The following is a 23,770-nucleotide window of genomic DNA, read 5'->3' as shown; positions in this document are numbered from 1 at the left end:
CATGCACGAGCCGCACGGGCCCGGCCCCGAACCGCTCGACGGCGACCCCCTGGTCCGCCCCTACGTCATCACCACCGGCCGCGGCTCCCTCGACACCGTGCGCCTCGACATGATCAGCATCATCGTCTCCACCCGCGCCGAGATCGACGAGACCACGCTCGAACCGGAGCAGGTGGAGATCATCGCGCTGTGCCGCGACGCCAAGTCCGTCGCCGAGGTCGCCGCGCACCTCCACATCCCCGTCGGGGTGGTCAAGGTCCTGCTCCGCGACCTGATCGGGCGGGGCTACGCGCTCGCACGCGCCCCCATCACCGAGAGCCCGGTCGGCCGGGACGTCCTCCAGGCGGTCATCCATGGCATCCAGCGGCTCTGACGTCCCCGGGCGCGAACCGTCCGGTGCCGTTCCCACCGGCCCTGTTCCGACCGGCCCCGTCCCCACCGCCGTCAAGATCGTCGTGGCGGGCGGGTTCGGCACCGGCAAGTCCACCCTGATCCGGGCCGTCAGCGAGATGGACGCGCTCGACACCGACGAGGTCATGACCGACGTCAGCCTCGGCGTCGACGACCTCTCCGGTGTCGAGGGCAAGACCACCACGACCGTCGCGCTCGACTTCGGCCGCATCACCATCGGCGGCGACCTCGTGCTGTACCTGTTCGGCGCGCCGGGCCAGGAGCGGTTCCGGTTCATGTGGGACGAGCTCGCGCGCGGCGCGCTCGGCGTGGTGATCCTCGCCGACACCCGGCGGCTCAACGGCTGCTTCCCCGCCATCGACTACTGCGAGCGCGGCCGGCTGCCGTTCGTCGTCGCCGTCAACGCCTTCGAGGGCGCCGCCCGCTACGACCCCGCGGAGGTCCGCGAAGCCATCGGGGTCGGCGCCGCGACACCCGTGGTGGTGTGCGACGCCCGCCGACGCGCCTCGGCGAAGGACGTCCTCACCGCGCTGGTCGAAACGGCCCTGCTGCCCAGCGACGCCTGACCCGCCCGCCACCGCGCTCGCTGCCCGCCCGCCTATCGCGGCAGCCGCCGCCACACCGCGCGCGGCAGCACGCGCAGCCCCGCGAAGAGGTAGCGCAGCTTGCGCGGCACCCACACCACCGACGCGCCGACGCGCAGGCCCTCGGCGACCGCGTCGGCGACCTGCCGCGCGGTGGCGGGGAACGGGGCCGGGTCGACCCCCGCGGACATCTGGGTGCGCACGTAGCCGGGCCGGACGATGAGCACCCGGGCGCCGCTGCCCGCGAGGGAGTCGCCCAGCCCTTGCGCGAACCCGTCGAGGCCGGCCTTTGCCGCGCCGTAGACGAAGTTCGCCCGGCGCACCCGCGCGCCCGCCGTGGAGGACAGCACCACCAGGGTGCCGTGCCCCTGCTCGCGCAGCCGCGCCGCGACGGCGAGCCCCGCCGACACGTGGCCCGTCATGTTCACCGTCACCGACTCCGCCGCCGCGACCGGGTCGGCGTCGTAGCCCGCCTGGTCGCCGAGCACCCCGAACGCGTCGACGACGACGTCGAGGTCGCCCACGCGCGCCACCGCCTCGGCGACCGTCGCCGCGTGCGACGCCGGGTCGGCCGCGTCGAAGCCGATGGCGGCCACCTCCGTGGCGCCGGCCTCGCGCAGCGCGCGCACCGTGGAGCGCAGCGCCAGGGAGTTCTCCGGGTCGCGGGCGGCGAGCACGACGGAGCGGGCGCCGTCGCGGACCAGCCGCCGCACGATGGCGGCCCCGATCTCGCTCCGCCCGCCGAGCAGCAGCACGGTGTGCACGGCGCCGACGGCGTTGCGCATGGTGGGATCGTTCCTTCCGGTTCGGCCCGCCGCGGGCGGGCGGCGCGGATCTGCCGCGCGGTCGCTGGATCCTACGCGCCCCCGCGCCCGGGCGGGCGCGGGGGCGGCGCGCCGTCAGAGCATGAGCCGGCGCGACAGGTCGGAGGTGAGGACGCCGGCCGGGTCGGCGCGGGTGCGCACCGCGTGCCACTCCGCCAGCCGCGGGTACATGGCGTGCACGGCGTCAGCGGCAGCCCTGCTGTCCTTCGCCAGGTAGATGCGGCCGCCCGCGCCGAGCACCTGCTCGTCCAGGGCGTTCAGCAGCCGCGCGAGGCCGGGCAGCTCGGCGGGCAGGTCCAGGGCCAGGGTCCAGCCCGGCATCGGGAACGACAGCGGCGCGGGGGTCGCCGCGCCGAACCGCTTCAGCACCGCGAGGAACGACGCGGCGCCCTCGGCGGCGAGGCGCCCCACGATGCGGCGCAGCGCGTCCTCCTCGCCGAACGGCACCACGAACTGGTACTGCACCAGCCCGCGCGGCCCGTACAGCCGGTTCCAGCCCGCGACCGCGTCGAGCGGGTGGAAGAACGACGCGGCGCCCTGGATCTCGCCCCGGCGCGCACGCGGCGCCTTCGCGTAGTAGGCGGCGTTGAACGCGCGCACACTCCACCGGTTCAGCAGGTGCGGCGGCGCCCACGGCGGCGCCGCAGCCCGCCCGGCGGGGGCGTAGCGCAGCGGGTCCCTGCGCGCCGACCGGGGCAGGTCCGCCACCTCGGCGTGGTGCGCGCGGGTGAGGACGCCGCGCCCCAGCGACGCGCCGCGGGCGAGCAGGTCGACCCAGCACACCGTGTGCCGGTACCGGTGGTCGGTGGTGCTCATCAGGTCCAGCGTCGCGTCCAGGTCGGGCGTGCGGTCGGTGTCGACCCGCATCCGCGCGGTCGACACCGGTACGACGCCGAACGTCGCCTCGGTGATGACACCGGTGAGCCCCATGCCGCCCACCGTCGCCCAGAACAGGTCGGGGTCGCGGTCGGGCCCGACGGTGCGCAGGCCGCCGCCGGGGGTGACGATCCGCAGCGACCTGACGTGCGCCCCGAAGGAGGAGTCGGCGTGGTGGTTCTTGCCGTGGATGTCCGCCCCGATGGCGCCCCCCACGGTGACGTTCCTGGTGCCCGGGGTGACCGGGACGAAGTAGCCGCGGGGCAGCAGCGCGCGCATCAGCTCGGCGAGGCTGGTGCCCGCCGCGGCGGTGACGGTGGCCGCGGCCGGGTCGAGCCGGAACCCCGGTGCGAGGTCGGCGCAGTCGATGACGATGCCGCCCGCGCTCTGCGCCGCGTCGCCGTAGGACCGGCCCAGCCCTCGCGCGATCGCGCCGCGCTCCCCCGCCTGGCGCAGCAGCAGCGCCGCCTCCTCAGCGGTGCGGGGCCGGGCGACGGTGGCGAGCGTGGGGGCCGTGCGGCCCCAGCCGGTGAGCAGTCGGCGTTCCATGCGCACGGGGCGGCCTTTCGACGGGTCGGTGGGCCGCGGCCCCGGGGGGCGGCGGCGGGCGCGGCGGCTCAGCCGACGTAGATGCCGAGCCCCACCAGGACCACCAGGCCGAGCAGGGAGACCTGGAGGGGGCGGTCGCGCAGCGCGATCTCCTCGGGCTCCTCGCCCTGCCCGCGGTCGACCAGCAGGTGGTGGCGCAGCACGAACATGATGAACGGCACGATACTCGCCGCGTGGAAGCCGAGCTCGGGGCCGGTGTGGTTCTCCAGCGCCCACAGGCAGTACGTGACGATCATCGCCCCGGCCGCCATGGTGCGCACCTGGGCGAGGTAGCGCACCGAGTACCGGGCGAGGGTGGCGCGCCCCCCGCCGCTGCCGGGGTTGCGCAGCTCCGCTTCACGCTTGCCCGCGACCACCAGCAGCGCCGCCAGCAACACCACGATCAGGAACCAGCTCGTGAACGGCACCCCGATGGCGACGCCCCCCGCGAGGGCGCGCAGCACGTGGCAGCCCGCCACCGCGACGATGTCGCACACCGCGATGTCCTTCAGCCACAGCGTGTACGCGCCGGTGAGGAGCAGGTAGCCCACCAGCACCACGAACAGCGGCAGCCGGCCCGTCGGCAGCACCGCCAGCGGGGCGGCGACCACCAGCACCGCCCCCGCCACAGCGGCGAACCGGGGCGACAGCGCCCCCGACGCCACCGGGCGGCGCCGCTTCCGCTCGTGGCGGCGGTCCTCCTCGGCGTCGCGGACGTCGTTCAGCAGGTACGTGCCGCTCGCCGCGACACAGAACAGCACGAACACGACGGCCGTCCAGCCGAACACCGCGGGGTCGTCCAACCGCCCCGCAGCGCCCGGCGCGGCGAAGACCAGCAGGTTCTTCACCCACTGCTTGGGGCGGCAGGCGCGCAGCAGCGCCGCGGCCCGGGCGCGCACACCCGGTCCGCGGCGCTGCCGTGCGTCCCGCGGCGGGGCTCCCGCGCGCGCGGGACGCGAACCGAGGTCGCCCATCACGGGTGCACCGGACTCCGACCCGCTCAGCCCCTGCGCCCGCGCGAACGCGACGCACCGACGAAGGTCAGGATCACACCGCCGGCGAACAGCACGACCCCCACACCCAGCAGGATGATCGGGCCGGTCGTCCGGGCCAGGGTGAGCCGGCTGCTCTGCGACGCGGTCTTCAACTGCTGGCTGACGGTCTTCTCGTCGAAGCGCATCTCCCCGTCGAAGAGGATGAGCCGCTCCTCGCCGTCGACGACGGCCGCGCGGTGCTGGTCCTCGATCAGGTCGACGCCGACACCGGTGGTCGGCTCCACCCAGTAGGTGCGCGTGATCGAGTACATCTCGTCGGCCTCGACGTCGCCCTTGCCCTTCAGTTCGAGCAGCTTCTTGGGGAGGGTGCGCTCACCGATCTTGGTGGGTTCGATCCGCTGCACGAACTTGTACGTCGGGACGCCCTTGACCTCCTCCTCGCCCTCGAACTCGATGGTGCTGCTGTCGGCGATCGTGGGGTCGAAGAACTCGTAGTCCTTCTTCTCCACCAGGAACGGCCACTTGAACGCCTGCCCGCTCGGGTTCACCGACTTCTCGTTGATCGAGTTGTCGCAGCAGTCGACGGCCAGCCCGTTCTCCCGGTCGTGGGCGATGCGGCGCGACGTGGACAGGAACGCGAAGTCGGTGCCGACGTCCTTGACCCAGGTGAAGCCGTCGAACACCACGACGTCGTCGTTGCTGGCCGCGACGTCGGCGCGCAGCGTGGTGGTGGCCTCGACCTCGGCGTTGTCGATCTGTTCGAGGTCCTTCGCGCTGAAATAGGTGGCGTCGTCGGTCCGGTTCACGAGCGTGGAGTAGTAGTCCAACGGGGTCTTCATAAAGGTCGGGGCGACCCAATACCGCAGCAAGGGGGCCAAAGCAATGCAGAAGACCCCGAGCGCGATGCAGACGACTGCAACGGTTCGGCGCATGAGCCCTCCAGGGGGTAGCGGTCCGGATCTGGAACCCGGTTCAGTTTGAGGTATCGTAGTTGGCCCCGTGTGCTACGTCACCAGGGCGTGTCTGAATTTTTATAACAGGTTCTAGTCTGGTGCCCAACCGCGGGATGCGCCAGAGCGCGCACCGCGCCAGCCCCCGCACGTGAGAAGGCCGGCCCTGTGACCCCACCCGCACCGCCACCCGACCCCACACCGCCCGCCGACCCCGCGCGCACCCTGCCGCAGGTCAGCGGGCACCAGCAGGCGCTCGACGGCATCCGGGCCCTCGCAGCGCTCATGGTCCTGGTGTTCCACGTGGCGATCGAGACCGGGGCGGCACTCGCCGACGGCGCCATCGGCGCGCTGCTCTCGCGCGGCGAGATGGGCGTACCCCTGTTCTTCGCCCTGTCGGGGCTGCTGCTGTACCGGCCGTGGGCGCGCGCCGCCATCGACGGAACACCGGGGCCCAGCGTCCGCTCCTACCTGTGGCGGCGCGGCCTGCGCGTCCTCCCCGCCTACTGGCTGGTCGCGCTCACCGCCATGCTGCTGTGGAACGACGGGTTCGGCATCCGCCACTGGATCGAGGTGTTCACCCTCACCTACACCTTCAACACCGACCCGTGGTTCGCCGGGACCGGCCCCTACGGCCTCGGCCAGATGTGGAGCCTCTCGGTGGAGGTGAGCTTCTACGCCGCCCTGCCCCTGATCGCGTGGCTGCTCACCCGGTTCGCCGCCCGCGCGGGCGGCGGCGCCGACGCCCGCGCCCGGCGGCTCCTCACCGGCACGGCGCTCATCGCCGCCGCGGGCGCCGCGGCCCTGCTGCTCCAGTTCTATCCCGACCCGCGCCCCTACATGCACGCCTGGCTGCCGCGCACCCTGGGCATGTTCGCCGTCGGCATGGCGATCGCGGTACTCACCGAGTGGGCGCACCGCGAACCCGGCGCCGACGGCCCCGCGCGGCGCCTCAGCCGCACGCTGGCGCAGTCGCCGGGACTGTCCTGGGGGCTGGCCGCCGTCGTGTACGTGGTGGCGTCCACGCCCGTCACCGGGCCGCGGTTCGTGGGCGTCGACGGCTACTGGATCGCCCTCGCCGACGCCGCGACCTCCCTGCTGTTCGCGTTCTTCGTCATCGCGCCCGTGGCGTTCCTGCCGCCGCCCGACCAGGCCCCGGCCGTGCGGCGCCCCGCGGCCGAGCGGCTCGCCGACGGCACCTGGCTCGCCGCGCTGCTCGCCCACCCGGTCAGCCGCTTCCTCGGCCGCATCTCCTACGGGATCTTCCTGTGGCAGTTCGTCGTGCTGTACCTGTGGCGCGGCTTCACCGGCCAGGAGATCTTCACCGGGTCCTTCTGGTTCGACATCGGACCCGTGACCGCGGGGACCGTCGTCCTCGCCACGCTCACCCACCGGTTCGTCGAGGAACCCGTCCGCCGCTGGGCGCGGGCCGTGCCGCGGACCCCGCGCAAACCCGCGCCGCGCCGCCCGGCCTGAGCCGTGCCGGCGCAGCGGCCTCAGTCCGCGCCGTCGTCGCCCTGCCCCTCGGCGTCCTCGTCCTCTCCGCCGTCCCCGCTCTTGCCGTTCTCGCTCTTGCCGTCCTTGCCGTCCTTACCGGCCTTCTCGCCCTTGCCGCCGTCGCCGTCCTCGTCGCCCTTGCCGTCCTCGCCCTCTTCCCACGGGTTGCCCTCGGTCGCGGGGACCAGCTCGCCGTGCGTCACCCAGTTCATGCACACCGCGTTCTCCTCGGTGGTGAGCAGCAACTGGGTCCCGGCGCCCTCGACGGGGACATACCAGGTCCCGCCCTTGGGCGCAGCGGGCAGGGTGACGGGCACCCACGCGTCGCCGACCACGATGGTCGCCTTGGTCTCCTCCTTCGCCTTGTAGGCGATGCCGACGACCAGGCTGGGCCCGCCCAGCGACTCGATCTCCCACTTGGCGGTGCCGCCGAACGTCGCGATGCACTTCTCGCCCTCGGGCGGGCCGAAGAACGCGCTGCCCGGCCCCGGTTTCGCCCCCACCAGGAACCCGGCGTCGTTGAACACCATCGGGTAGTCGGACGGGCGCGGGTTCTCGATGCGGCCGCGCACCCCCTCCCCCGCGAGCGGGGCCAGGAGGTGCGAACTGAGCCGCCGCGGCCCGTTCCACGGCAGCACGATGTCGCCCGGAACCGGCCGCGGGTAGATCCCGGCCTCCTCCGGAACCGCGCGCAGCGACGTGCGCACCGTGTCGACGTACCACCGCACACGGTCGCCGCTGAGCGTGTCGGCGTAGGTGTACCCGGAGTACACCGCCGCGGCGAGGAACCCCGCGGTGCCGACCACCGCCAGGTCGCGGACCCGGGCCAAGGGCGGGCGCCTGCGGTACACCGAACCGTCCGCGTCCTCGCGCTCCTCCCCCTCGGCCGCCATGAACGCGAACGCCAGGCAGACCGCGAACACCAGCGCCGCGTCGGCGACATAGCGCGGGTCGTAGCCCACCATCTCCTCGTAGCGGCCGCGCGCGATGAGGGTCGGCACGACGTCCACGCACACCACATACCCCGCGAGGAGCGCCCACGCGCGCCAGCCCCTGCGCCGGAACGCCACACTGAGCAGCACCACGACCGCAAGGGCCGACCAGGAGGCCGCCAGGACCACCGCGCCCGGGTCGAGCAGCCCCCCGGCGGGGGTCACCGGTCCCCACTGCAACGGGCCGCCCGCTGCCCCGACCGGGAACGTCTCACCCAGCAGCCGCCGGCTCATGTCCCAGGCGACACCCGCCTTGGGGACCCCGGCGCCCTCCCCCTCGGCGCTCTCCTGCTTGGCCAGGTACAGCAGCAGGTGCCCCACCGTGAGCGCCGCCATGCCCAGCCAATACCCGCGGTTGGCGTCGAACGCGCGCCACAGCGAGCGCGGCAGCCGCCCCGGGGTGAAGAACGCCGCCGCGACGACGAAAAGCAGCGGCGGCAGGAACATCGCCTTGACCGAGAACGCCATGCCGAACACCACCGCGCCGGCCGCCCACCACGCGTACCGCGGATCGGCCGTCCGCAGGTAGTGCACCGTCCACAGCAGCGCGAGGACGATGGCGAGCTGGAACGGGACGGCGTTCAGCGCCGCCGACCACCACGTCAGCACCGGCAGGGTCAGCGGCGCGAACACGTACACGACCAGCGGGGTGAGGATGAACCAGCGCCGCCCGAACACCACCCACAGCAGCCGGAACATCGCGACCGACGACGCCGCCTGGAACGCCAGCATCACCCCCGCCGTCAACGGCCAGTTGTACGGCGACACGGCCGTCTGCGCGTAGGCGAGCAGCAGCGCGCCCGGCATCAGGTGGCCCTTGTGCAGGTCGGTCAGGTACCCGAAGGTGAGGGTCGTCGACGCCGCGTTGCCGACGAACAGGAAGTCGTCCTCGACGAAGTACGCCTGGCGCAGCGCGTACACCTTCAGCGCCAGGGAGCCGATCACCAGGACCGCGCCCAGCAGGATCAGCGAATCGCGCGCCCCGATGGACCACCACTCGCGAACCGGCGGCAGCACCGGCCGCTCCGCCTGCCCCTCGGGGACAGAGGGGGCAGCGGGCTCCTCGGGTGCCTCGGTACCGGCGCCGCCGCGCGCCGTGGATTCGTCGGACTCGGGCATGCCGCTCACTTCCGGGGGTCGGCCGGACCGGTTGGCGCCGCCAAGCGAAGAGGTGTCAGAATACAACGCGTTCCACATACTGCTGCGATTGTCGCCGCTGGTCCATAGCAGCAGACATATTAGAACGAGAACAGAGTCCACCCGGGTGTCCGGGTGCGGCTCGGTGCAGGGAGAGCGCCGGTGGGACTCGACGAAGTGCGCAAGGACTGGACCCGGCTCGGCTCCGCCGCGCCCCTCTGGGCCGTCTGCGTCGACCCCGCCAAACGCGACGGCGGGTGGGACGACGACGAGTTCCTCGCCTCCGGCGCGGCCGACGTCGACGCGTCGATGCGCCGGCTCGCCGAACTCGGCATCGGGCACGGCGCCGAACGCGCCCTCGACTTCGGCTGCGGCGCCGGACGGCTGTCCAACGCGCTCGCCGCGCACTTCGACACCGTCGTCGCGGTCGACATCTCCGCGCCCATGCTCGCCGAGGCGCGCCGCCTCGACCGCAGCGGAGGCCGCATCGACTTCCGCCACAACGACACCACCGACCTCGCCGACCTCCCCGACCACTCCGTCGACCTGGTCTACTGCGACCTCGTGCTGCAACACCTCCCGCCGGCACTGGCACGCGGCTACCTGCGCGAGTTCCTGCGCGTGGTCCGGCCCGGCGGCGCCCTGGTGCTGGGCATGCCCTCGGGCGAGCGCCGCACCCTCAAGGGCCTGGCGTTCCGCTACGCGCCGTGGCCGGTGATCCGGCTCGCGCAGCGCGCGATCCTGCGCTACCCGGCGCCGATGCGGATGCACACCCTGCCGCCCGAGACCATGCGCGCGTTCCTCGGCCACCACGGCGCCGAGGTCGCGGCCGCCGACGAGTACTGGAGCGGCGACCACTGGCGGCACCTCCGCTACTTCGTCTCCGCAGGTGAGCCCCGATGACGCCCCGGTCCCACCAGCGGCACCAGCCGCACCACCAGCAGCCTCGTGCCCGCCGGGGCAGCCCGATGACCGGATCGTTCCACCGGCGGCACCACCGCCGCCCCGCGCCCACAGTGGAGCCCCGATGACGGCCCCGTTCCGCGCCACACTGCGCCGCTCCGCCGGCCTGTTCGCCGCGTTCCGCTCCGAGCAGACCCGGCCCGACCACTTCTACGGCACCCTCGCCCGCGACACCGTCGCCCAACTGCGCACCTACACGCCGCTCGACGGCCGCGTCGTCGCCGACGTCGGCGGCGGGCCCGGCTACTTCGCCGACGAACTGCGGGCCGCGGGCGCGCACTGCGTGTGCGTCGACCCCGACACCGCCGAACTGCGGCTGCGCGACGGCGCCCTGCCCGACACGGCGATCCAGGGCAGCGCGCTGGCGCTGCCCCTGCGCGACGCATCGGTCGACGTGTGCTTCTCCTCCAACGTCCTTGAGCACGTGCCGGTCCCCGCGCGGATGGCGGCCGAAATGGTCAGGGTGACCCGCCCGGGCGGGCTCGTCTACCTGTCCTACACGCTGTGGCTGTCCCCGTGGGGCGGCCATGAGACGTCGCCGTGGCACTTCCTCGGCGGCCGATACGCCGCCGAGCGCTTCGCGGCCAAGCACGGCCGCCGCCCCAAGAACGACTTCGGCCGCAGCATGTTCGCCGTGTCGGCGGCCGAGATGATCCGGTGGACGCGCACCCGCGTCCTCGCCCACTCCGACGTCGAGATCGTCGACGTGCTCCCCCGCTACCTCCCGTCCTGGGCGAAGGGCGTCGTGCACGTCCCCGTCCTCCGCGAGTTCGCCACCTGGAACCTGCTCCTCGTCCTGCGCAAACGCTGACCAGGACCAGGTACGGCACCCTCGGGCGCGCTTCGGCCGTCGCTGCTGCGCAGGCTAACCGGCAGCCAACCGAACGTACCCTGCAACCAACGACATCTCCGGCCCCGGCCGAGACCACACGCGCCCCGCCGATCTCCGTGCTGTCGAATGACGGACCAGATCCCCGCGGCGAATGAGCAGACAGGCCCGCACACCACCAGACGCGGGCGCTCACGGCACGGGTGGGTAACGGCAACATTGGCAAGGCTGCCGGGGAGCCTGCGCACGCCCCTACTGCGCCGCTTCGCGATTGTCGCGCAGCGGGGGCCCGCGACGGCCGAAACGAACCCGCCACTCGACCGCCCTGCCCCGGCCGCCGACGGGATTTCCCGCTGCCGGTCCTGCCGCTCTGGCGGCTATCCCGGCTGCTGCTCCGGCGATTCCGCCACGGGTTCGGCGGCGGGCGCGGCGTCCCGTCCGCTCTGTGTGGAAGGGCCCTCCTGGCTCTCCCGGCCCTCCCTGCCTTCCCTGCCCTGCCCCCGCCCGCGGCGCGCGAACGCGACCGCGAGGCCCGCGAGCGCCACGGCGCCACCCAGTCCGCCCAGCCCCATGGGAAGCCAGGACCCGGTGAGCCGGAGCCGCAGGGCGTGCGACTCGGCCTGCTCCGCGGCGGCCTTCACCTGGAAGTCGGGCATCGCCAGGTCGGCGTCGAGCAGCACCCGGTCGCGGCCCCGGCCGCCCTCGGCGCGCAGCGTCTCCGTGCGCTGCTCCTCGGCGTTCACCACCCGCCCGGTGACCGGCTCCACCCACAGCGTCCGCGTCACCTCCAGCCAGCGTGTCGCCTGCACCGTCCCGTTGCCGCGGCCGCCGAGCGCGTGCGCCGGCACAGCGCGGGCCGAGCCGGGGACCTGGGTCGCCGCGACCTCTTGCACATAGCGGCGAGCGGACACCCCGGCGACGTTCTCCGTCCCGTCGAAACGCATCATCGGCGCCGCGCGCAGATCGGCGTCGTAGAACGGGTGGTCGCCGGCCGACCCGCCCGCCGGCCACTGCCGGACCAGGCCGGCCTGGCGTACCGCCCGGTCGCCGTCGACGTGCTCACCGCAGCAGTTCACCGCCAGGCCGGTGGAACGGTCGACGATGACCCGCCGGTCCATGTGCCCGATCATCCGGTCGGCCGCGACCGTGTCGACCGACACCTCCCATGTGCTCCACCTGCTGTTGCCGGGGGCCGTGGACCCCCGCACCTCGGTGCGCTGCGCGACAGCGGCCTTCTTCGCGGTGCGCCACGTGGCCGTGTCGAGGTAGGTCGCCGACTCGTCCTCCAGGCGCCACTCCGCCTCGGTGTCGCCCGGCAGCATGGCGAGCGTCCCGTACACGTAGGTGTTCAGCAGCACCGCGAGCGTCAGCAGGAACGCGCCCAGCGCCACCAGGACCGGCGCGAGGTTGCGGCGCAGCAGCGAGCGCCCGCCCGCCGCGCCGCTCACGCGGTCACCTCGCGGCCGTCGGCGGTCCGGCCGCCGACCGGCCCGTCGCCGGCCGGCACCCCCTCCGGTTCGGCGGCCGCGGCGGCGCCATCCGCTCCGGCGGCCGCGGGCGGTTCCGGCTCCCCCGGTGTCGCGGCGGACCGCAGCGACGCCAGGACCCGCGCCAGAGCGGGCAGGCACAGCACCTGTGCGACCCAGCCCCGCAACGGCTCGGCGAGCACGCCGCTGATGTCGTTGAACGGCAGGTAGGTCGCGAAGTAGCTGCCGACGGCGAGGGACAGCCCCGCGGCGGTCATGGCGATCAGGGCCGTCCACGGCCCCACCAGGATCCTGGTGCGCGGCCCGCCCAGCACCGGGCGGCCCGCCCGTGCGTGGCGCAGCCGCTTCGGCGGGCGGCGGCCCAACCACCACGCGGCGAGCACGGCGCCGCCGAGGACAGCGGCGCCCACCGCCCCCGCGACCCACACCCCGTAGGCCACCGACACCACCGGCAGCACGGCCGCCATCACCCGCGGCCCCGGACGGCCCGCGCGCACCGACGGCAGTGAACGCGCGGCGGACCACCGCGGGCCGCCGTCGCCGTCCGTGCTGCCGGTGCGGACCTCGCCGCCCGTGCTATCGGTGTCGACCGTGCTGTTCGTGCTGTCGCTGCTGTCGCTGCTGCCCTTGACGATCTTGCTGCCCGTGCTGTCCCTGCTGTCCTTGCTGTTCTTGCCGTCCTTGCTGTTCTTGCCGTCCTTGCTGTTCTTGCCGACCTTGCTGTTCTTGCCGACCTTGCTGTTCTTGCCGACCTTGCTGTTCTTGCCGACCTTGCTGTTCTTGCCGACCTTGCTGCCCGTGCCGCGGCGCCGCGGCCATCGGGCGAACGCCAAGGCGAGTACCAGCCCGACCATGCCCGCGCCGACCGCCAGCGCGGCGCGGTACGGGCCATCGGGGGTGTAGCGCAACGTGACCGTGCCCGCCGACCCGGCCGGCAGCTCCCACGCCTGCTTCCACCCGTCCAACCGGACCGGTTTCAGCGCGGTGCCGCCGCCGTCGCCGTCCGCCAACTCGGCGGCCCACCCCTCATTGAAGTTCTCGTTGACCACCAGGTAGGACGCGTCCTCGACCGACACGGAGAACCGCCGCTGCCCCGGCCCCCACTCGTCCATGGTGGCGACCCGCTCCATGGCGACCTCGTCGCGCCCGTCGCGCTCGTCGCGCTCGTCAGCGCCCCCGGCCTTCCCTGCACCCCCGGTGCCCGCGGCGCCCCCGCTCATCGGCTCGACCACCGCCGAACGCACCTGGTACTGGTTGCCGGAGTCCACGACGAGCCGGTTGTCGCCGTCGCGCAGGCCCACACCCGTGCAGCTCTCGTAGGTCAGCGGGCGCCCGTTCAGCTCGCCGGCCAGGGAACCGCCGGAGATCCGGGTCTCGACCCGTTCGCCGTTGACCCGCAGCACCGGGCCCAGCCCGCAGGCGCTGCGCACCGCGCCGCCCTCGACGGGCTCCAGCGGCTCGACGTCGGGCACCTCGATCCTGCGGACCTCCAGCGGCTGGCCCTCCGGCGGGTCGAAGGTGAGCGTGACCTCCTTGGCGTTGAACGGGGCGAACCCCACCCAGCCGCTCCCGTCGAGCCAGCCCTCCCGCACCGTCGATCCGCTCTCCGCCGTCACCTTCACGGGCCGGCTCACGCTCTCCGGCCGCGGGAACTCCACCTTCACCCCGTTGATGCGGGTGCGCTTGCCGAAGTCGACGTCCAGCGACGGGGTGTCCTCCGCCGGGTCGGGGTACCAGATCGTGGCGCCGTCGGCGTCGAACGCGTTGCGGCCCATCGCCGCCGGGTGGTCCACCGACGTCGACGACGAGTTGACCTTGGGGTAGCCGCCTGCCCTGTTCAGCGCGTTCTCCACCGCGCCGGGGTCGGTCGCGACGACCTGCCCGCGGACGGTGTGGCGGCCCTTCGCGGCGCCGCCGGTCATCTCGAACGTCCGGTCGAAGGTGTAGGAGTCCTCGCCCTGCACCGCCAGCGACGGGTTGCACACCCACACCTTGGGGCCGCGCATGCATCCCGGAACGGTGCCCGTCGAACCGGTGAGGACCGTTGTCGACGCCCCCGGCACCCCCGGCACGGCGATCGTGCGCGACGGGTCCAGGCCCGGCAGGGTGAGCCCCGTGATGCCGACCCGGGTCCCGAACCGGTACTCGGGCTCGTAGGCGAGCTCGTCCACCCGGACCTTCAGGCTCTTGGTCGTACCCGGCGGCGCGGCGAGCTCCTGGGGTTCACCCGTCGCGGCGACCGGCGACGACGCCGAACCGCGGTCGGTGACCACATCGACCCGCGACGGCGGCGGCTCCCCCGGGATCTGCTCGAACGCGACCATCAGCCCGCTGACGTCGCGCGGTTCGGCGAACTCGACCCGCAGCCATTCGCCGAGGGCGCCCGCGAACTCGCTGGACCGCCACGACGTGCCCGGCGCGTCGTCGAGCGCCGCGAACGGGGCCCGGCCGGGGTCGCGCTTGCCCGGTGAGGCGTCGGCGCCGGCCTCCGACGACGACGCGGTCACCGACTCGACCCCGCGGTTCACCGCGACGCCCGTGTAGGGCTCCCACGCCGGGTCCATGATGTCGGGCGCCGGTGCGTCGCGCTCCAGCTCCTCATCGGCGGTGAGCGTGTTGGTGACGTTGCGGCGCACGTCCGAGTAGACGACCTCGCGGCGGCGCGACGTGTCGGTCACCACGGTGTCCTCCGGCGCGATGTCGGCCGCGCCGGGGTCGTCGCCCAGCAGAACGGGGCGGTCGTCGGGCAGCATGCCCTGTTCCGACATTGCCAGCAGCGCCTCGGGGCCGCCCGTGACCCGCAGCGCCCCGTCCTTCGGGACGGTCCCCACGACCGGCGCCGCTCCGCGCACCGTGTAGACGTCCAGGGCCTTGTACGGCTGGTCGAACCAGGACGCCGCCGACGTCCGTTCGAGCGACCCCACGACCGGGCCGAAACTGCGCTCCGGTGTGATGCCCGGCGAGTCGCGCAGCGCCTGATGCACCCGCGCAGGCCAGCCGCCGTTGGCGCCCGTGCGGTCCAGATCGTTGCGGACCAGCAGGTGGGTGACCCCCATGCGGGCGAGCGTGTCGGCGAGCCCGGCGGAGCCCCGCCCCGACGACACCCGCTGGTCGATCTCCTGGGTCAGCCGCGACACCCCCGCCGACCCCCACGGGATGATCTGCTGGTTGCTCCACCGGCCCGACATCAACGGCTGCATCGGCTCGTCCATGGGGCGGCCCCACAGGTACTCGCCGCGCGCCGACCCCGGCACCGCCATCGTCATTCCGCCGCCCGACCCGCTGCCCGACCCGCCCGCCTCCTGGTCGAGCCATGCCGCCGCGTCGTGCCAGTACTTCGGCATGCGCTCGAACCCGCCGCGGGTCGCGACCCCGACGTCGGCCATGGGTGTCAGCGTCGCGAGGAACGCCACGGCGCACGCGCCCGCCGCGATGCGCCGGGCCCGGCCCGGGCCGGCGGTCCGCCCGCCCGGCAGGCGGTAGGGGTGCCTGGCCGCCCGCGCCGCCACCGCGATGGGGATGTGCGCCAGGCCGAGCACCACCGGCAGCCGGATCAGCGCGTCGAACTTGTGCACGTTTCGGAACGGGCTCAGCACACCGTCGAACGCCGCCTGCATGGCCGGCGCGAACGGGCCCGTGAGGTCGCCGGTGTACCCCGCCACCACAATGGCGGTGCCGGTGAGCAGTGACGCGATCAGGAACAGCCGCTCCGGCATCATCCGGTGCACCAGACCGGCCAGGCCCAACCCCGCCACCAGCGCGGTGACGGCGATCAGCCACGGCTCCCCGGAGAGCTCCGCCCCGGCCGGCAGCGCCGCCTGCCCGTTCGACGGGATGTAGCCCATCCAGTTCGACGTGCCGCGCAAGGCGTTGAGCAGCGACGTCACGCTCGTCGTCGTGGCGGCGTCCTCGGTGTACGGCATGAACGAGAACACGTAGCGGCCCATGAGCAGCAGCGGGACCAGCCACCAGAACGACACCAGGAAGATCGCGAACAGCCACCACGCGAGCAGCCGCCGCTTGCGCGGACCCCCCGACCGGGTCAGCAGGTACAGGCCGGGCACCACCAGCACCGCAAGCTCCGACGCCGCGTTGGTGCCGCCGCAGAACAGGAACGCCACCGCCGACAGCATCGCCATGCGCATGGGGCTGCGGCCGTGCCGGGCGCCCAGCGCCAGCGGGATCACGATCCACGGCAGCAGCAGCATCGGCTGCAACTCGGCCGAGTTGTACGACAGCAGGGTGAGCACGCGCGGCGCGAGCGCGTACGCCAGCCCGGCGAGGATGCGGGTGTTGAGGGTGCCGATGCCCAGCACCCGGGCGAGCCGCACCGTGCCGAGGAACGCCGCGCACAGCAGCACCGCCATCCACAGGCGCTGGACCAGCCACGGAGGCATGTCCATGCCGATGAGCAGGGCGTGGAACGGGCCGTTGGGGAAGAGGTAGCCGTACGCCTGGTTCTGCAACTGGCCGAAGTAGGCGCCGTCCCACAGGTGCAGCGCCCGCCGCAGGAACCCCGTCGGGTCGATCGTCAGGTCGATCTTGGTGTCGCCGACGATCTTGCCCGGGTCCATGCTGAGCGCGACCGCGCTGAGCAGCAGGCAGACCCCGAACAACTTCAGCCGGCGCAGCAGGGACTCGTCGGGTCGCAGCGGGGTGGGACGCCGGGAACGCGCGGGGCCCGGCTCGGCAGCGGGGGCAGCCGTCACGCGGGCGCCCCGCCCTCTCCGGACGGGTCGGGAGCCGTGTCGAAAGTAGGGCCGCGGGCCGGGGCGAAGGCCGCGGCGGACACGGCTCCAGTGCTCGGCACGGCGCCGATCTCGGCTGCTACCAGCCCGGTCATCGCGGCTCCACTGCACTTCCAGGTGAAACGGGCGGCCCACGCCCGGCAGGCGCGGCGGACCTCGTCGGCCCGCGCCGGATCGCGAAGCTCGGTGAGCGCGCGGCGGACCACGGCCGACAGCTCCTCGCCGTCGCGCACCAACCACCCGGTCTCGCCGTCGCGCACGGAATCGCGCAGGCCATCGACATCGTAGGCGACGGTCGGCACCCCCATGGCGGCCGCTTCGATGACGGTCAACCCCCACCCCTCGAACTCCGAGGCGGTGACGTGCAGCAACGAACCGGCGAGGACCGCATTCTTGGCGTCCTCCGGCAGAAATCCGTGCAGAACGACGCGATCGGCCAACCAGTGCCGGCGGATCTGCTCCTCCAGCGGCACACTCTCCGGGCCCCGGCCCACGACGTGCACCCGCAGCCCCGGCCAGGAGTCGCGGAGGTCGACGGCGAGGTCGACCACCCGCGTGACGCGCTTCTGCACCACGAGGCGGCCCAGGCTGACAACGGCGGGGGCGCCCAGCTCCGACGGGTCACCGGGCGGCGGCACCGGCTCGGCCTGCGGGCTGCCGTTGTGCACCACGGTGATGGGCCCGCGCCAGCCGAGCTTCTCGCGCATGGCGCGGCGGGACGACTCCGACACCGTGACCGTCGTGCAATGGCGGTACACGAACGAGGCGACGCGGCTCTCGACGAACCGGCCGAACCACGCCATGGGCCGGTTGAAATACGCGTTGAACTGGAGGTCGTGCACATGGTGCACGACGCTGACCACCCGGGTGGCGCGCGGCAGCACCAGCCGCGAGAAGAACGGGATGCCGTTCATACAGTCGAGCGCCACCTGGAATTCGCGCCGCCACAGCAGCAGCCAGAGCGCCACCAGCGGGTACACGCTGAACTTGCCCCCCATGCGGCGGAAGATGACGCCGTCGCGGGTCTCGTGGCGGGCCTGCCCGGGCTCCCGGCTCGTGACGAACGTGACCAGCGCGCCCCTCCCCACGAGGTGCCGGCTGATCTGCCAGGCGTACTCCTCGGCGCCGCCCGCTGCGGCCTGCCACGGGTCGCGCCAGTTGATGACGGCGATGCGGACACCGTCGAGGCGGGGTCCCGGGTCGGCGCCGACCGGACCGTCGACCGCCGGGTTATCGGTGGTCGGGCTATCGGTGGCCGGCGCGAGCCGCGGCGGCGGTGGGCCGGCGGAATCCCGCTGCTCCGAGAGGGGGGTCTGCTGGAAGACCACGTGTACTCCTTGTTCCGCCCGCGCGGCCCGGCGGCACCGCGCCGCGGGAAAGGGACCCCGGCGGCGGGGCCAGGGGAAACCGGGCCCGGAATAAGGGGCGTGTGATCAGTGGGTGGGGACGCCAGAGGCGCCGTCGGCGGAGAGGTCCGCTGAAGGCGGCGGCAGACGACGCATGGGCCGGGCCCGGAACCGGTGGTTCAGGAGGGCCGCAGGGGTCGTACCTGCGAAGACCGAGAGGGTTCGCGCCCGGCGCGACCCGACCGGCACCCGCGAACGGGGGACGCGGGGCCGGCCCGGGTCAGCGGTCGCCGTAGTTGTAAAGGGACTCGTTCACCGGCTCCGCATCGGCAGAGGCATTGGTGGACCAGGTGGTGATGCCGAAGGTCAGCCCACCGGCCAGCGCCGCGCCGATGACCGATGCGGCAAGAATCTTGATCACTTGCGGTTCTCCTTCCACGTACCCATCCCGGTGCTCCGGACGGGACGCACGGGAACGAGATTAGAACCTGATACAACCATTGACCAGAGAATTGCCACAACTGTAACGAACCAGCCGGTAACTTCCAACCCCGAAAGTCGCTCAACCCTCGCCTGGACATGGTCATCGGGCAGGCGGAGCAGCACGAACCGGGCCCCTTTGTGCACCACCTGGGCGTCGCCCCGCGAAATGAAGAACGTGTTCTTGTCGGCGTCTCCGGCAGCTCCTCCTGTGCCTCCTCCGGCGCCCCCGGAGGCGTCCGAGGAGGTACCCGGGGACGCGCCGGGCGTCCCGGGGCCGTCGGCGCCGAGCGCCGCGCGGGCCGCAGCGCGGTCGACGAGGACGTAGCGCACGCCCGCTGCGCCCAAACGCCGCGCCGCCGAAGGGTCGGCGCGCAGCGGCCAGCCGCCCGCCACCGCGGGGGCCACGGCGCGCGCGAGGGGGTCCTCGCCGTCGACCGTGCGCACCCGCCCGCCGACGGCGACCCGGAGGTCGTCGTTCCACACCACTCTGCGGTCGAACGACTTCACCGCCGGGTCGAGTACCACGACAGTACGTCCACCGCCCCCCCAGTCGAGCCCCCGGTAGGCGCTCCACGGCAGCGACACCAGCGCACCCGGCCGGGGATCCCCGTCGACCAGGTTCCGCACGGCGCGCCATTCCGACGGGTAGTCCACCGGCGCGAGGCGGCCGGCCGCCCCCCAGGCAAGCCCCGGCAGCAGCGCCACCGGCGCCAGCAGCAGGACGGCCACCGCGACCGCCCCCGTCGCAACGGCCGCCCCGGACGCGCGGCCCCCGCCCAGGCGAAGCGCCGTCCACACCCCGGAAGATCCGAATGGCGGCGCGGTACCCGACTCGGCTTTACTTGAAGAAAGGGGTTCCCCCGGAGCCCCCGCCCCGCCATGCGCCGTGCCGCCCGCCCCGCGGCGCACACTCCGCAGCACCCACGCCACCGCGCCGCCCAGCCCCGCCGCCTGGAGCAGCGCCAGCGGCGCCACGAACAACTGGCCGTCGCGCAGCGGCCCGAACCCCGGCCACCACCCGATCAGCGCCCGGAGCAGCTCCCGGCCCGGTTCGACCGTCCCGAGCAGCGCCACCCCCAGCCCCAGCGCCGCGGCGACCGACAACCCCGGCCAGAACACCGGCGCCGACCGCACGCCGCCGCGCGCCAACCACACCCACCCCGCCACCGCGGCGACAGCGAGGACCACCCTGCACGCCGCGAACACCGGCACCCCGTACCACTCGGGTACCGCCTGCGCGTTCCACACCCCGCCGAGGACCAGCAGCGACCCCGCCGCACCGAACGGGCCATCGGCACGCGCCGCGAACAACTCCACCGCGGCCGGATCGGTCCGGGCGCCGCTGGAGAGCGAAGGGATCAGCCACGGCAGGCTCACCAGCACGAGCGCGCACACCGTCCACCCCAGCGCGCGCAGCCGCCCCGCCCCGCGCCGCACCACCGCAGCGGGCCCCGCCACCAGCGCCGAGAGCACCACCGAGGAGAAGCCGCCCACAGCGGCCGGGATCAGCGCCACGACCAGGCGGGGCACGCCGCGCGCCCGCCCGAGCCGGACCACCGCGGCGAGCACCCATGGCAGCCCGGCGTACCCGAGCAGCATCGCCCACTGCCCCAGCAGCAGCCGCTCGGCGACGAACGGGTTCCAGACGTAGAGGACGGCGGCCGCGCTCCGCGGCGCCCACCCGCCCCCTGGCACCAGACGCGCGGCCCCCGTTCCCCCCACGACAAAGACGGACAGCAACGCGATCGCCTGCACCGCGTCAGCGGGCAGCACGGTCGCGAGCGCGGCGACCACCGCGTCGCTCGGCACAGCGCGGGCGAACCCCGACCCGCCGCCGAGAGACGCCGCGGACAACGGCGGATCGGGGACGAACACCATGTCGTAACGCAGCGCGAACCCCGGCCCGAGCACCGGGCCCAGCGCCAGCACGCCCAACGCGACCGAGACCAGCGCGGGCACCAGCCGGACACCCCACCGCCGCAGAGCGGCGCCCCTGCCCGCAGCCCCGCTCCCCGCCTCGCCACCGACGGCGGCCATCCGCTCCACCTCCGCTCCCTCGCCACGTCCGTGCGGCACCCGCTCGGCACCCCGATCGAACTGCGCGCCACCACCTGCCCGGCGGTTCGGGGACCCGATCGACCCACTCATCGACCGGGACCATCGGCACGCCCCAGCGCTCCTCAGTACTCCGCTGCTCGACTCCCCTGCCTGCTCCCCTACCTACCTACCTGCCTGCTCGCCTGGTTCCCTACTCCGTGTGCCCCTCTGCGCGGTTCTCTCCGCGGTTCTCTGTGTGGTCCTCTGCGTGGTCCTCTGCGTGCCCGCTTCCCGCGCGCGGGCGCAGCCGCCACAGGGTCGTCACCTCGGCGGCGCGGGCGGCGTGCAGCGGGTCCGATGGATCGGACGCGCGGGGATGGCGCGGCCTGGTGTCCAAAGTGCCGGCGACCGCCAGGCCCGCCGCGTCGAACGCGTCGGTCAGCTCCGACCTCGACCGCAACCCCAGGTGCTCCGCGAAGTCCGACAGGATCAGCCAGCCCTCGCCGCCCTCGTCGAGATGTTCGGGCAGCCCGGCGAGGAAGCCGTGCAGCATGCGGCTCTCCGGGTCGTAGACGCCGCGCTCGATCGGGCTGGTCGGGTCGGCCGGGACCCACGGCGGGTTGCACACGATCAGCGAGGCGCGGCCCTCGGGGAACAGGTCGGCGGCGACGGTGGCGACCTGTTCGGCGTACCCCAGGCGGTCGATGTTCTCGGCGGCGCACGCCAGCGCGCGGGGGTCGGTGTCGGTGGCGACCACACGACCGACGCCGCGGCGCGCCAGGACCGCCGCGAGCACCCCCGTCCCCGTGCCGATGTCGAAGGCGACGCGCGGGCGCCCCGCGGCGCCGCCCCGCTGCCCGGGCAGCGGCGCCTGGGCCACCAGGTCGACGTACTCGCCCCTGACCGGGGAGAAGACGCCGTAATGGGCGTGTACGCGCGCGTCGAGTGCGGGGACGGCCACCCCTTTGCGCCGCCATTCGTCGGCGCTGAGCAGGCCGAGCAGTTCGCTGATCGCGATGACCGAGCCGTCCTGACCGTCCTGACCGTCCTGACCGCCCTGGCCGTCCCGCGCGTCGCCGAAGACCCGCGCGCAGGCCCGGCGGGTGTCGGGCGCCCGCCGCAGCGCGACGCTGTGATCGGGCGCCAGTTCCACCAGGAGCATGCCGAGGGTCCGGGCGCGGCGGGCGCGGGCGCGGCGGTGCGCCGCGAACCCCTCAGCGGGGGTGCCGCCCTTCGGGCGGGACGACCGGTCGCAGCGCCGGGCCACGGCGCTCAGCAGTTGGCGTGCGTTGTGGAAGTCGCCCCGCCACAGCAGCGCGGTGCCCTTTGTGGCCAGGCGGTACGCGGTGTCGGCCTTCATGCGGTCGTCGGCGACGACGACGCGCACGGGCGGCGGCGTCCGGCTCTCCGAGCGCCACTGCGCGCTCCGCTGCTCGCCAGCTTCGGTCCAGTCGATTCGGGTCACGACGCCTCCTACCGAGGTCGAACGGTGCTGTGGCGCATGGGTCGAGCCGAGGACCATCGCCGCGCACCCTCGGTTCGCCGCGCCGCAGGACGCCATCTGGATCGTAGACGGCGGCGGGGCGTCGTTCCGCCGGGAGCGGCCCTGCCTGGGTAGGCACTCCTGCCCCACAGGTAACACCAGCATCACCCTTCGGATATAGTATTTGCAGTTCAACACGATTAAATTGAACACATGATCGAAACTCAAGCAGCTCCCTCGCAGCCGGGCCGGGTGGCCCAGGCGCGGAAGCTGCTGGGCGGCGCCGCCCGGTTGCTGCGGGACGAATCCGCCGAGGCCATCCCCCCGGGTGCCGCACGCGAGGTCGCCGAGGAGCTCACCTCGCTGCTCGCCGACCTCGGCCGGGTGCAGGCCGCCGTGGCACAGGTGGCGGCGCGCGCCAAGGCGTCCGGCGGCATGGCGTCGGCCGGGTTCCGGCGCGCGGCCGACTGGTTCTCGTGCGCTGGCGGGCTCACCCGGTCCGAGGGCGCCCAGTACGCCGCACTCGCCGACTTCCCCGAGGGGCTCGACGCCTCCTGGGCGGCCATGGAGGACGGCGGCATCACCGCTGCCAAGGCAGCCCGCATCGCGCACCACGTCGGCCGCTGCGCCCCGCTGCGCGACCGCGAGCTCTACCCCAGCGAGGCCGATCTCGCCGGAGCGGTCGAGCAGATCCTGCTGCCGCTCGCCCTCAAGGACTCCAGCACCTGCAAGGATCTCGACCGCGCCGGCGCGAGGCTCTTCGCCACGCTGCACCCGGCCGATCACGATCGCAGCGAGGCGGAGCTCCACGAGGGCCGCTCGGCCGGGTTGGCGCACGACCCCGTTCTCGGCGGTTTCCACTTCGGCATGTCGGGCGATTCCGCCGATTACGACGCCCTGCGCACCGCGCTCGACGCCTTCTCCGCTCCCCCAGCCGAGGGCGATCAGCGCACCGCGGCGCAGCGCCGCTACGACTCCGCGATGGCCATGGTGCGCTTCTGCCTGGCCCACTCCGGCAACCTGCCGTGGCGCGGGGGCGAGCCCGCCCAGGTCCGGCTCACGGTGCCGCTGGCGACCCTGCGGGGCGAGCCGGGCTCTCCCCCGGCCACCAGCGACAACGGCGTGGTCTACTCGGTGTCCCAGGCGCGGGCGCTCGCCAAGGACTGCAAGCTGCGGCGCATCATCCTCGACCCCATCACCGGCGCGCCGCTCGACGTCGGCCGCTCCGAGCGCATCTGCCCGCCCCACATCCGCAACGCGATCCACGCCACCTACGACTCGTGCGCGTGGGAGCACGGCTGCGACCGCCCCATCGCGTGGTGCCAGATCGACCACATCACCGCCTGGTGGGACGGCGGGTCCACGAGCCTGTCGAACCTGCAACCCCTGTGCGCGGCGCACAACCTCGCGAAGGAGCGCCGCAGGGCCGCGGCCGAGCGCCGCAGGCACCGCCATCCGGTGCGGGACGGGCACGGCACCGATCCGCCCCCCGGCTGCCCGGCTTGAGCCGCCCCGGTCGCCGCACCCGTCGGACCCCTGG

General features: G+C 73.8%; 17 protein-coding genes. 6 read left to right on the top strand and 11 right to left on the bottom strand.

Features of this window, described 5'->3' with window-relative positions; all coding sequences use genetic code 11:
* The first annotated feature begins 1 nt into the window (after nucleotide 1).
* Together CLV63_RS14660 and CLV63_RS14655 are read left to right on the top strand one after the other, a co-directional pair.
* Nucleotides 2–373, top strand: coding sequence for a DUF742 domain-containing protein (locus CLV63_RS14660; RefSeq protein WP_106583559.1), 372 nt, complete (start codon nucleotides 2–4; stop codon nucleotides 371–373).
* On the top strand, nucleotides 354–977 hold the full coding sequence (locus CLV63_RS14655) for a GTP-binding protein (RefSeq protein ID WP_106583558.1): 624 nt from the start codon (nucleotides 354–356) through the stop codon (nucleotides 975–977). Before CLV63_RS14660 ends, CLV63_RS14655 begins: the two co-directional genes overlap by 20 nt.
* 32 nt (nucleotides 978–1,009) lie before the next feature.
* Here the strand turns inward: CLV63_RS14655 and CLV63_RS14650 are convergent, their stop codons facing one another.
* From CLV63_RS14650 to CLV63_RS14635, 4 genes are all read right to left on the bottom strand, one after another.
* The gene (locus tag CLV63_RS14650; protein ID WP_106583557.1) at nucleotides 1,010–1,780 is read right to left on the bottom strand and encodes a decaprenylphospho-beta-D-erythro-pentofuranosid-2-ulose 2-reductase; all 771 of its coding nucleotides are present in this window, start codon (nucleotides 1,778–1,780) and stop codon (nucleotides 1,010–1,012) included.
* Between the two features lie 114 nt (nucleotides 1,781–1,894).
* On the bottom strand, nucleotides 1,895–3,244 hold the full coding sequence (locus CLV63_RS14645) for an FAD-binding oxidoreductase (protein ID WP_211301309.1): 1,350 nt from the start codon (nucleotides 3,242–3,244) through the stop codon (nucleotides 1,895–1,897).
* A 68-nt stretch (nucleotides 3,245–3,312) separates the two neighbouring features.
* On the bottom strand, nucleotides 3,313–4,257 hold the full coding sequence (locus CLV63_RS14640) for a decaprenyl-phosphate phosphoribosyltransferase (RefSeq protein ID WP_106583555.1): 945 nt from the start codon (nucleotides 4,255–4,257) through the stop codon (nucleotides 3,313–3,315).
* 26 nt (nucleotides 4,258–4,283) lie between these two features.
* Nucleotides 4,284–5,210: a DUF3068 domain-containing protein gene (locus CLV63_RS14635; RefSeq protein WP_106583554.1), complete on the bottom strand. Its 927-nt coding sequence runs from the start codon at nucleotides 5,208–5,210 to the stop codon at nucleotides 4,284–4,286.
* 186 nt (nucleotides 5,211–5,396) lie between these two features.
* Between CLV63_RS14635 and CLV63_RS14630 the strand changes: the two genes are divergently transcribed.
* Nucleotides 5,397–6,704, top strand: a complete 1,308-nt coding sequence (locus CLV63_RS14630; protein WP_245928820.1) for an acyltransferase family protein — start codon at nucleotides 5,397–5,399, stop codon at nucleotides 6,702–6,704.
* Nucleotides 6,705–6,724: 20 nt separating this feature from the next.
* On the opposite strand, the gene CLV63_RS14625 is transcribed toward CLV63_RS14630, so the two are convergent.
* Nucleotides 6,725–8,836, bottom strand: a complete 2,112-nt coding sequence (locus CLV63_RS14625) for a hypothetical protein (RefSeq protein WP_211301308.1) — start codon at nucleotides 8,834–8,836, stop codon at nucleotides 6,725–6,727.
* 180 nt (nucleotides 8,837–9,016) lie between these two features.
* Here CLV63_RS14625 and CLV63_RS14620 point away from each other — a divergent pair, with 180 nt between their 5' ends.
* The gene (locus CLV63_RS14620; RefSeq protein ID WP_106583553.1) at nucleotides 9,017–9,757 is read left to right on the top strand and encodes a class I SAM-dependent methyltransferase; all 741 of its coding nucleotides are present in this window, start codon (nucleotides 9,017–9,019) and stop codon (nucleotides 9,755–9,757) included.
* Nucleotides 9,758–9,881: 124 nt separating this feature from the next.
* Nucleotides 9,882–10,628, top strand: coding sequence for a class I SAM-dependent methyltransferase (locus CLV63_RS14615; protein ID WP_106583552.1), 747 nt, complete (start codon nucleotides 9,882–9,884; stop codon nucleotides 10,626–10,628).
* 395 nt (nucleotides 10,629–11,023) lie between these two features.
* Here CLV63_RS14615 and CLV63_RS14610 read toward each other — a convergent pair whose 3' ends face one another.
* From CLV63_RS14610 to CLV63_RS14590, 6 genes are all read right to left on the bottom strand, one after another.
* Entirely contained in the window at nucleotides 11,024–12,094 is a 1,071-nt protein-coding gene (locus tag CLV63_RS14610) for a DUF3068 domain-containing protein (RefSeq protein WP_245928819.1), read from the bottom strand.
* Complete coding sequence (locus CLV63_RS14605) at nucleotides 12,091–16,842, bottom strand: alpha-(1->3)-arabinofuranosyltransferase (RefSeq protein WP_170134227.1); 4,752 nt, start codon at nucleotides 16,840–16,842, stop codon at nucleotides 12,091–12,093. Before CLV63_RS14605 ends, CLV63_RS14610 begins: the two co-directional genes overlap by 4 nt.
* Nucleotides 16,839–18,209, bottom strand: a complete 1,371-nt coding sequence (locus CLV63_RS14600; RefSeq protein ID WP_106583551.1) for a glycosyltransferase family 4 protein — start codon at nucleotides 18,207–18,209, stop codon at nucleotides 16,839–16,841. Before CLV63_RS14600 ends, CLV63_RS14605 begins: the two co-directional genes overlap by 4 nt.
* Nucleotides 18,210–18,507: 298 nt before the next feature.
* Entirely contained in the window at nucleotides 18,508–18,648 is a 141-nt protein-coding gene (locus tag CLV63_RS33570; protein ID WP_170134226.1) for a hypothetical protein, read from the bottom strand.
* Nucleotides 18,645–20,747: a hypothetical protein gene (locus CLV63_RS14595; RefSeq protein ID WP_106583606.1), complete on the bottom strand. Its 2,103-nt coding sequence runs from the start codon at nucleotides 20,745–20,747 to the stop codon at nucleotides 18,645–18,647. The genes CLV63_RS33570 and CLV63_RS14595 overlap by 4 nt, the downstream gene beginning before the upstream one ends.
* A 211-nt stretch (nucleotides 20,748–20,958) precedes the next feature.
* The gene (locus CLV63_RS14590) at nucleotides 20,959–22,212 is read right to left on the bottom strand and encodes a methyltransferase (RefSeq protein WP_106583550.1); all 1,254 of its coding nucleotides are present in this window, start codon (nucleotides 22,210–22,212) and stop codon (nucleotides 20,959–20,961) included.
* 231 nt (nucleotides 22,213–22,443) lie between these two features.
* On the opposite strand from CLV63_RS14590, the gene CLV63_RS14585 reads away from it, so the two are divergent.
* Nucleotides 22,444–23,736: an HNH endonuclease signature motif containing protein gene (locus tag CLV63_RS14585; RefSeq protein ID WP_106583549.1), complete on the top strand. Its 1,293-nt coding sequence runs from the start codon at nucleotides 22,444–22,446 to the stop codon at nucleotides 23,734–23,736.
* Nucleotides 23,737–23,770: the final 34 nt, after the last annotated feature.

It is taken from the genome of Murinocardiopsis flavida, assembly GCF_003014485.1.
GTDB classification, from domain to species: Bacteria; Actinomycetota; Actinomycetes; order Streptosporangiales; family Streptosporangiaceae; genus Murinocardiopsis; species Murinocardiopsis flavida.
The sequence above is the reverse complement of the archived record's forward strand: the minus strand, read 5'-3'. Positions and strand labels throughout refer to the sequence as shown.

Coding starts and splice junctions, on each gene's coding strand:
- CLV63_RS14660 (WP_106583559.1), top strand. CDS start 2: ATGCACGAGCCGCACGGGCCCGGCCCCGAACCGCTCGACGGCGACCCC.
- CLV63_RS14655 (WP_106583558.1), top strand. CDS start 354: ATGGCATCCAGCGGCTCTGACGTCCCCGGGCGCGAACCGTCCGGTGCC.
- CLV63_RS14650 (WP_106583557.1), bottom strand. CDS start 1,780: ATGCGCAACGCCGTCGGCGCCGTGCACACCGTGCTGCTGCTCGGCGGG.
- CLV63_RS14645 (WP_211301309.1), bottom strand. CDS start 3,244: ATGGAACGCCGACTGCTCACCGGCTGGGGCCGCACGGCCCCCACGCTC.
- CLV63_RS14640 (WP_106583555.1), bottom strand. CDS start 4,257: ATGGGCGACCTCGGTTCGCGTCCCGCGCGCGCGGGAGCCCCGCCGCGG.
- CLV63_RS14635 (WP_106583554.1), bottom strand. CDS start 5,210: ATGCGCCGAACCGTTGCAGTCGTCTGCATCGCGCTCGGGGTCTTCTGC.
- CLV63_RS14625 (WP_211301308.1), bottom strand. CDS start 8,836: ATGCCCGAGTCCGACGAATCCACGGCGCGCGGCGGCGCCGGTACCGAG.
- CLV63_RS14615 (WP_106583552.1), top strand. CDS start 9,882: ATGACGGCCCCGTTCCGCGCCACACTGCGCCGCTCCGCCGGCCTGTTC.
- CLV63_RS14595 (WP_106583606.1), bottom strand. CDS start 20,747: ATGGCCGCCGTCGGTGGCGAGGCGGGGAGCGGGGCTGCGGGCAGGGGC.
- CLV63_RS14585 (WP_106583549.1), top strand. CDS start 22,444: ATGATCGAAACTCAAGCAGCTCCCTCGCAGCCGGGCCGGGTGGCCCAG.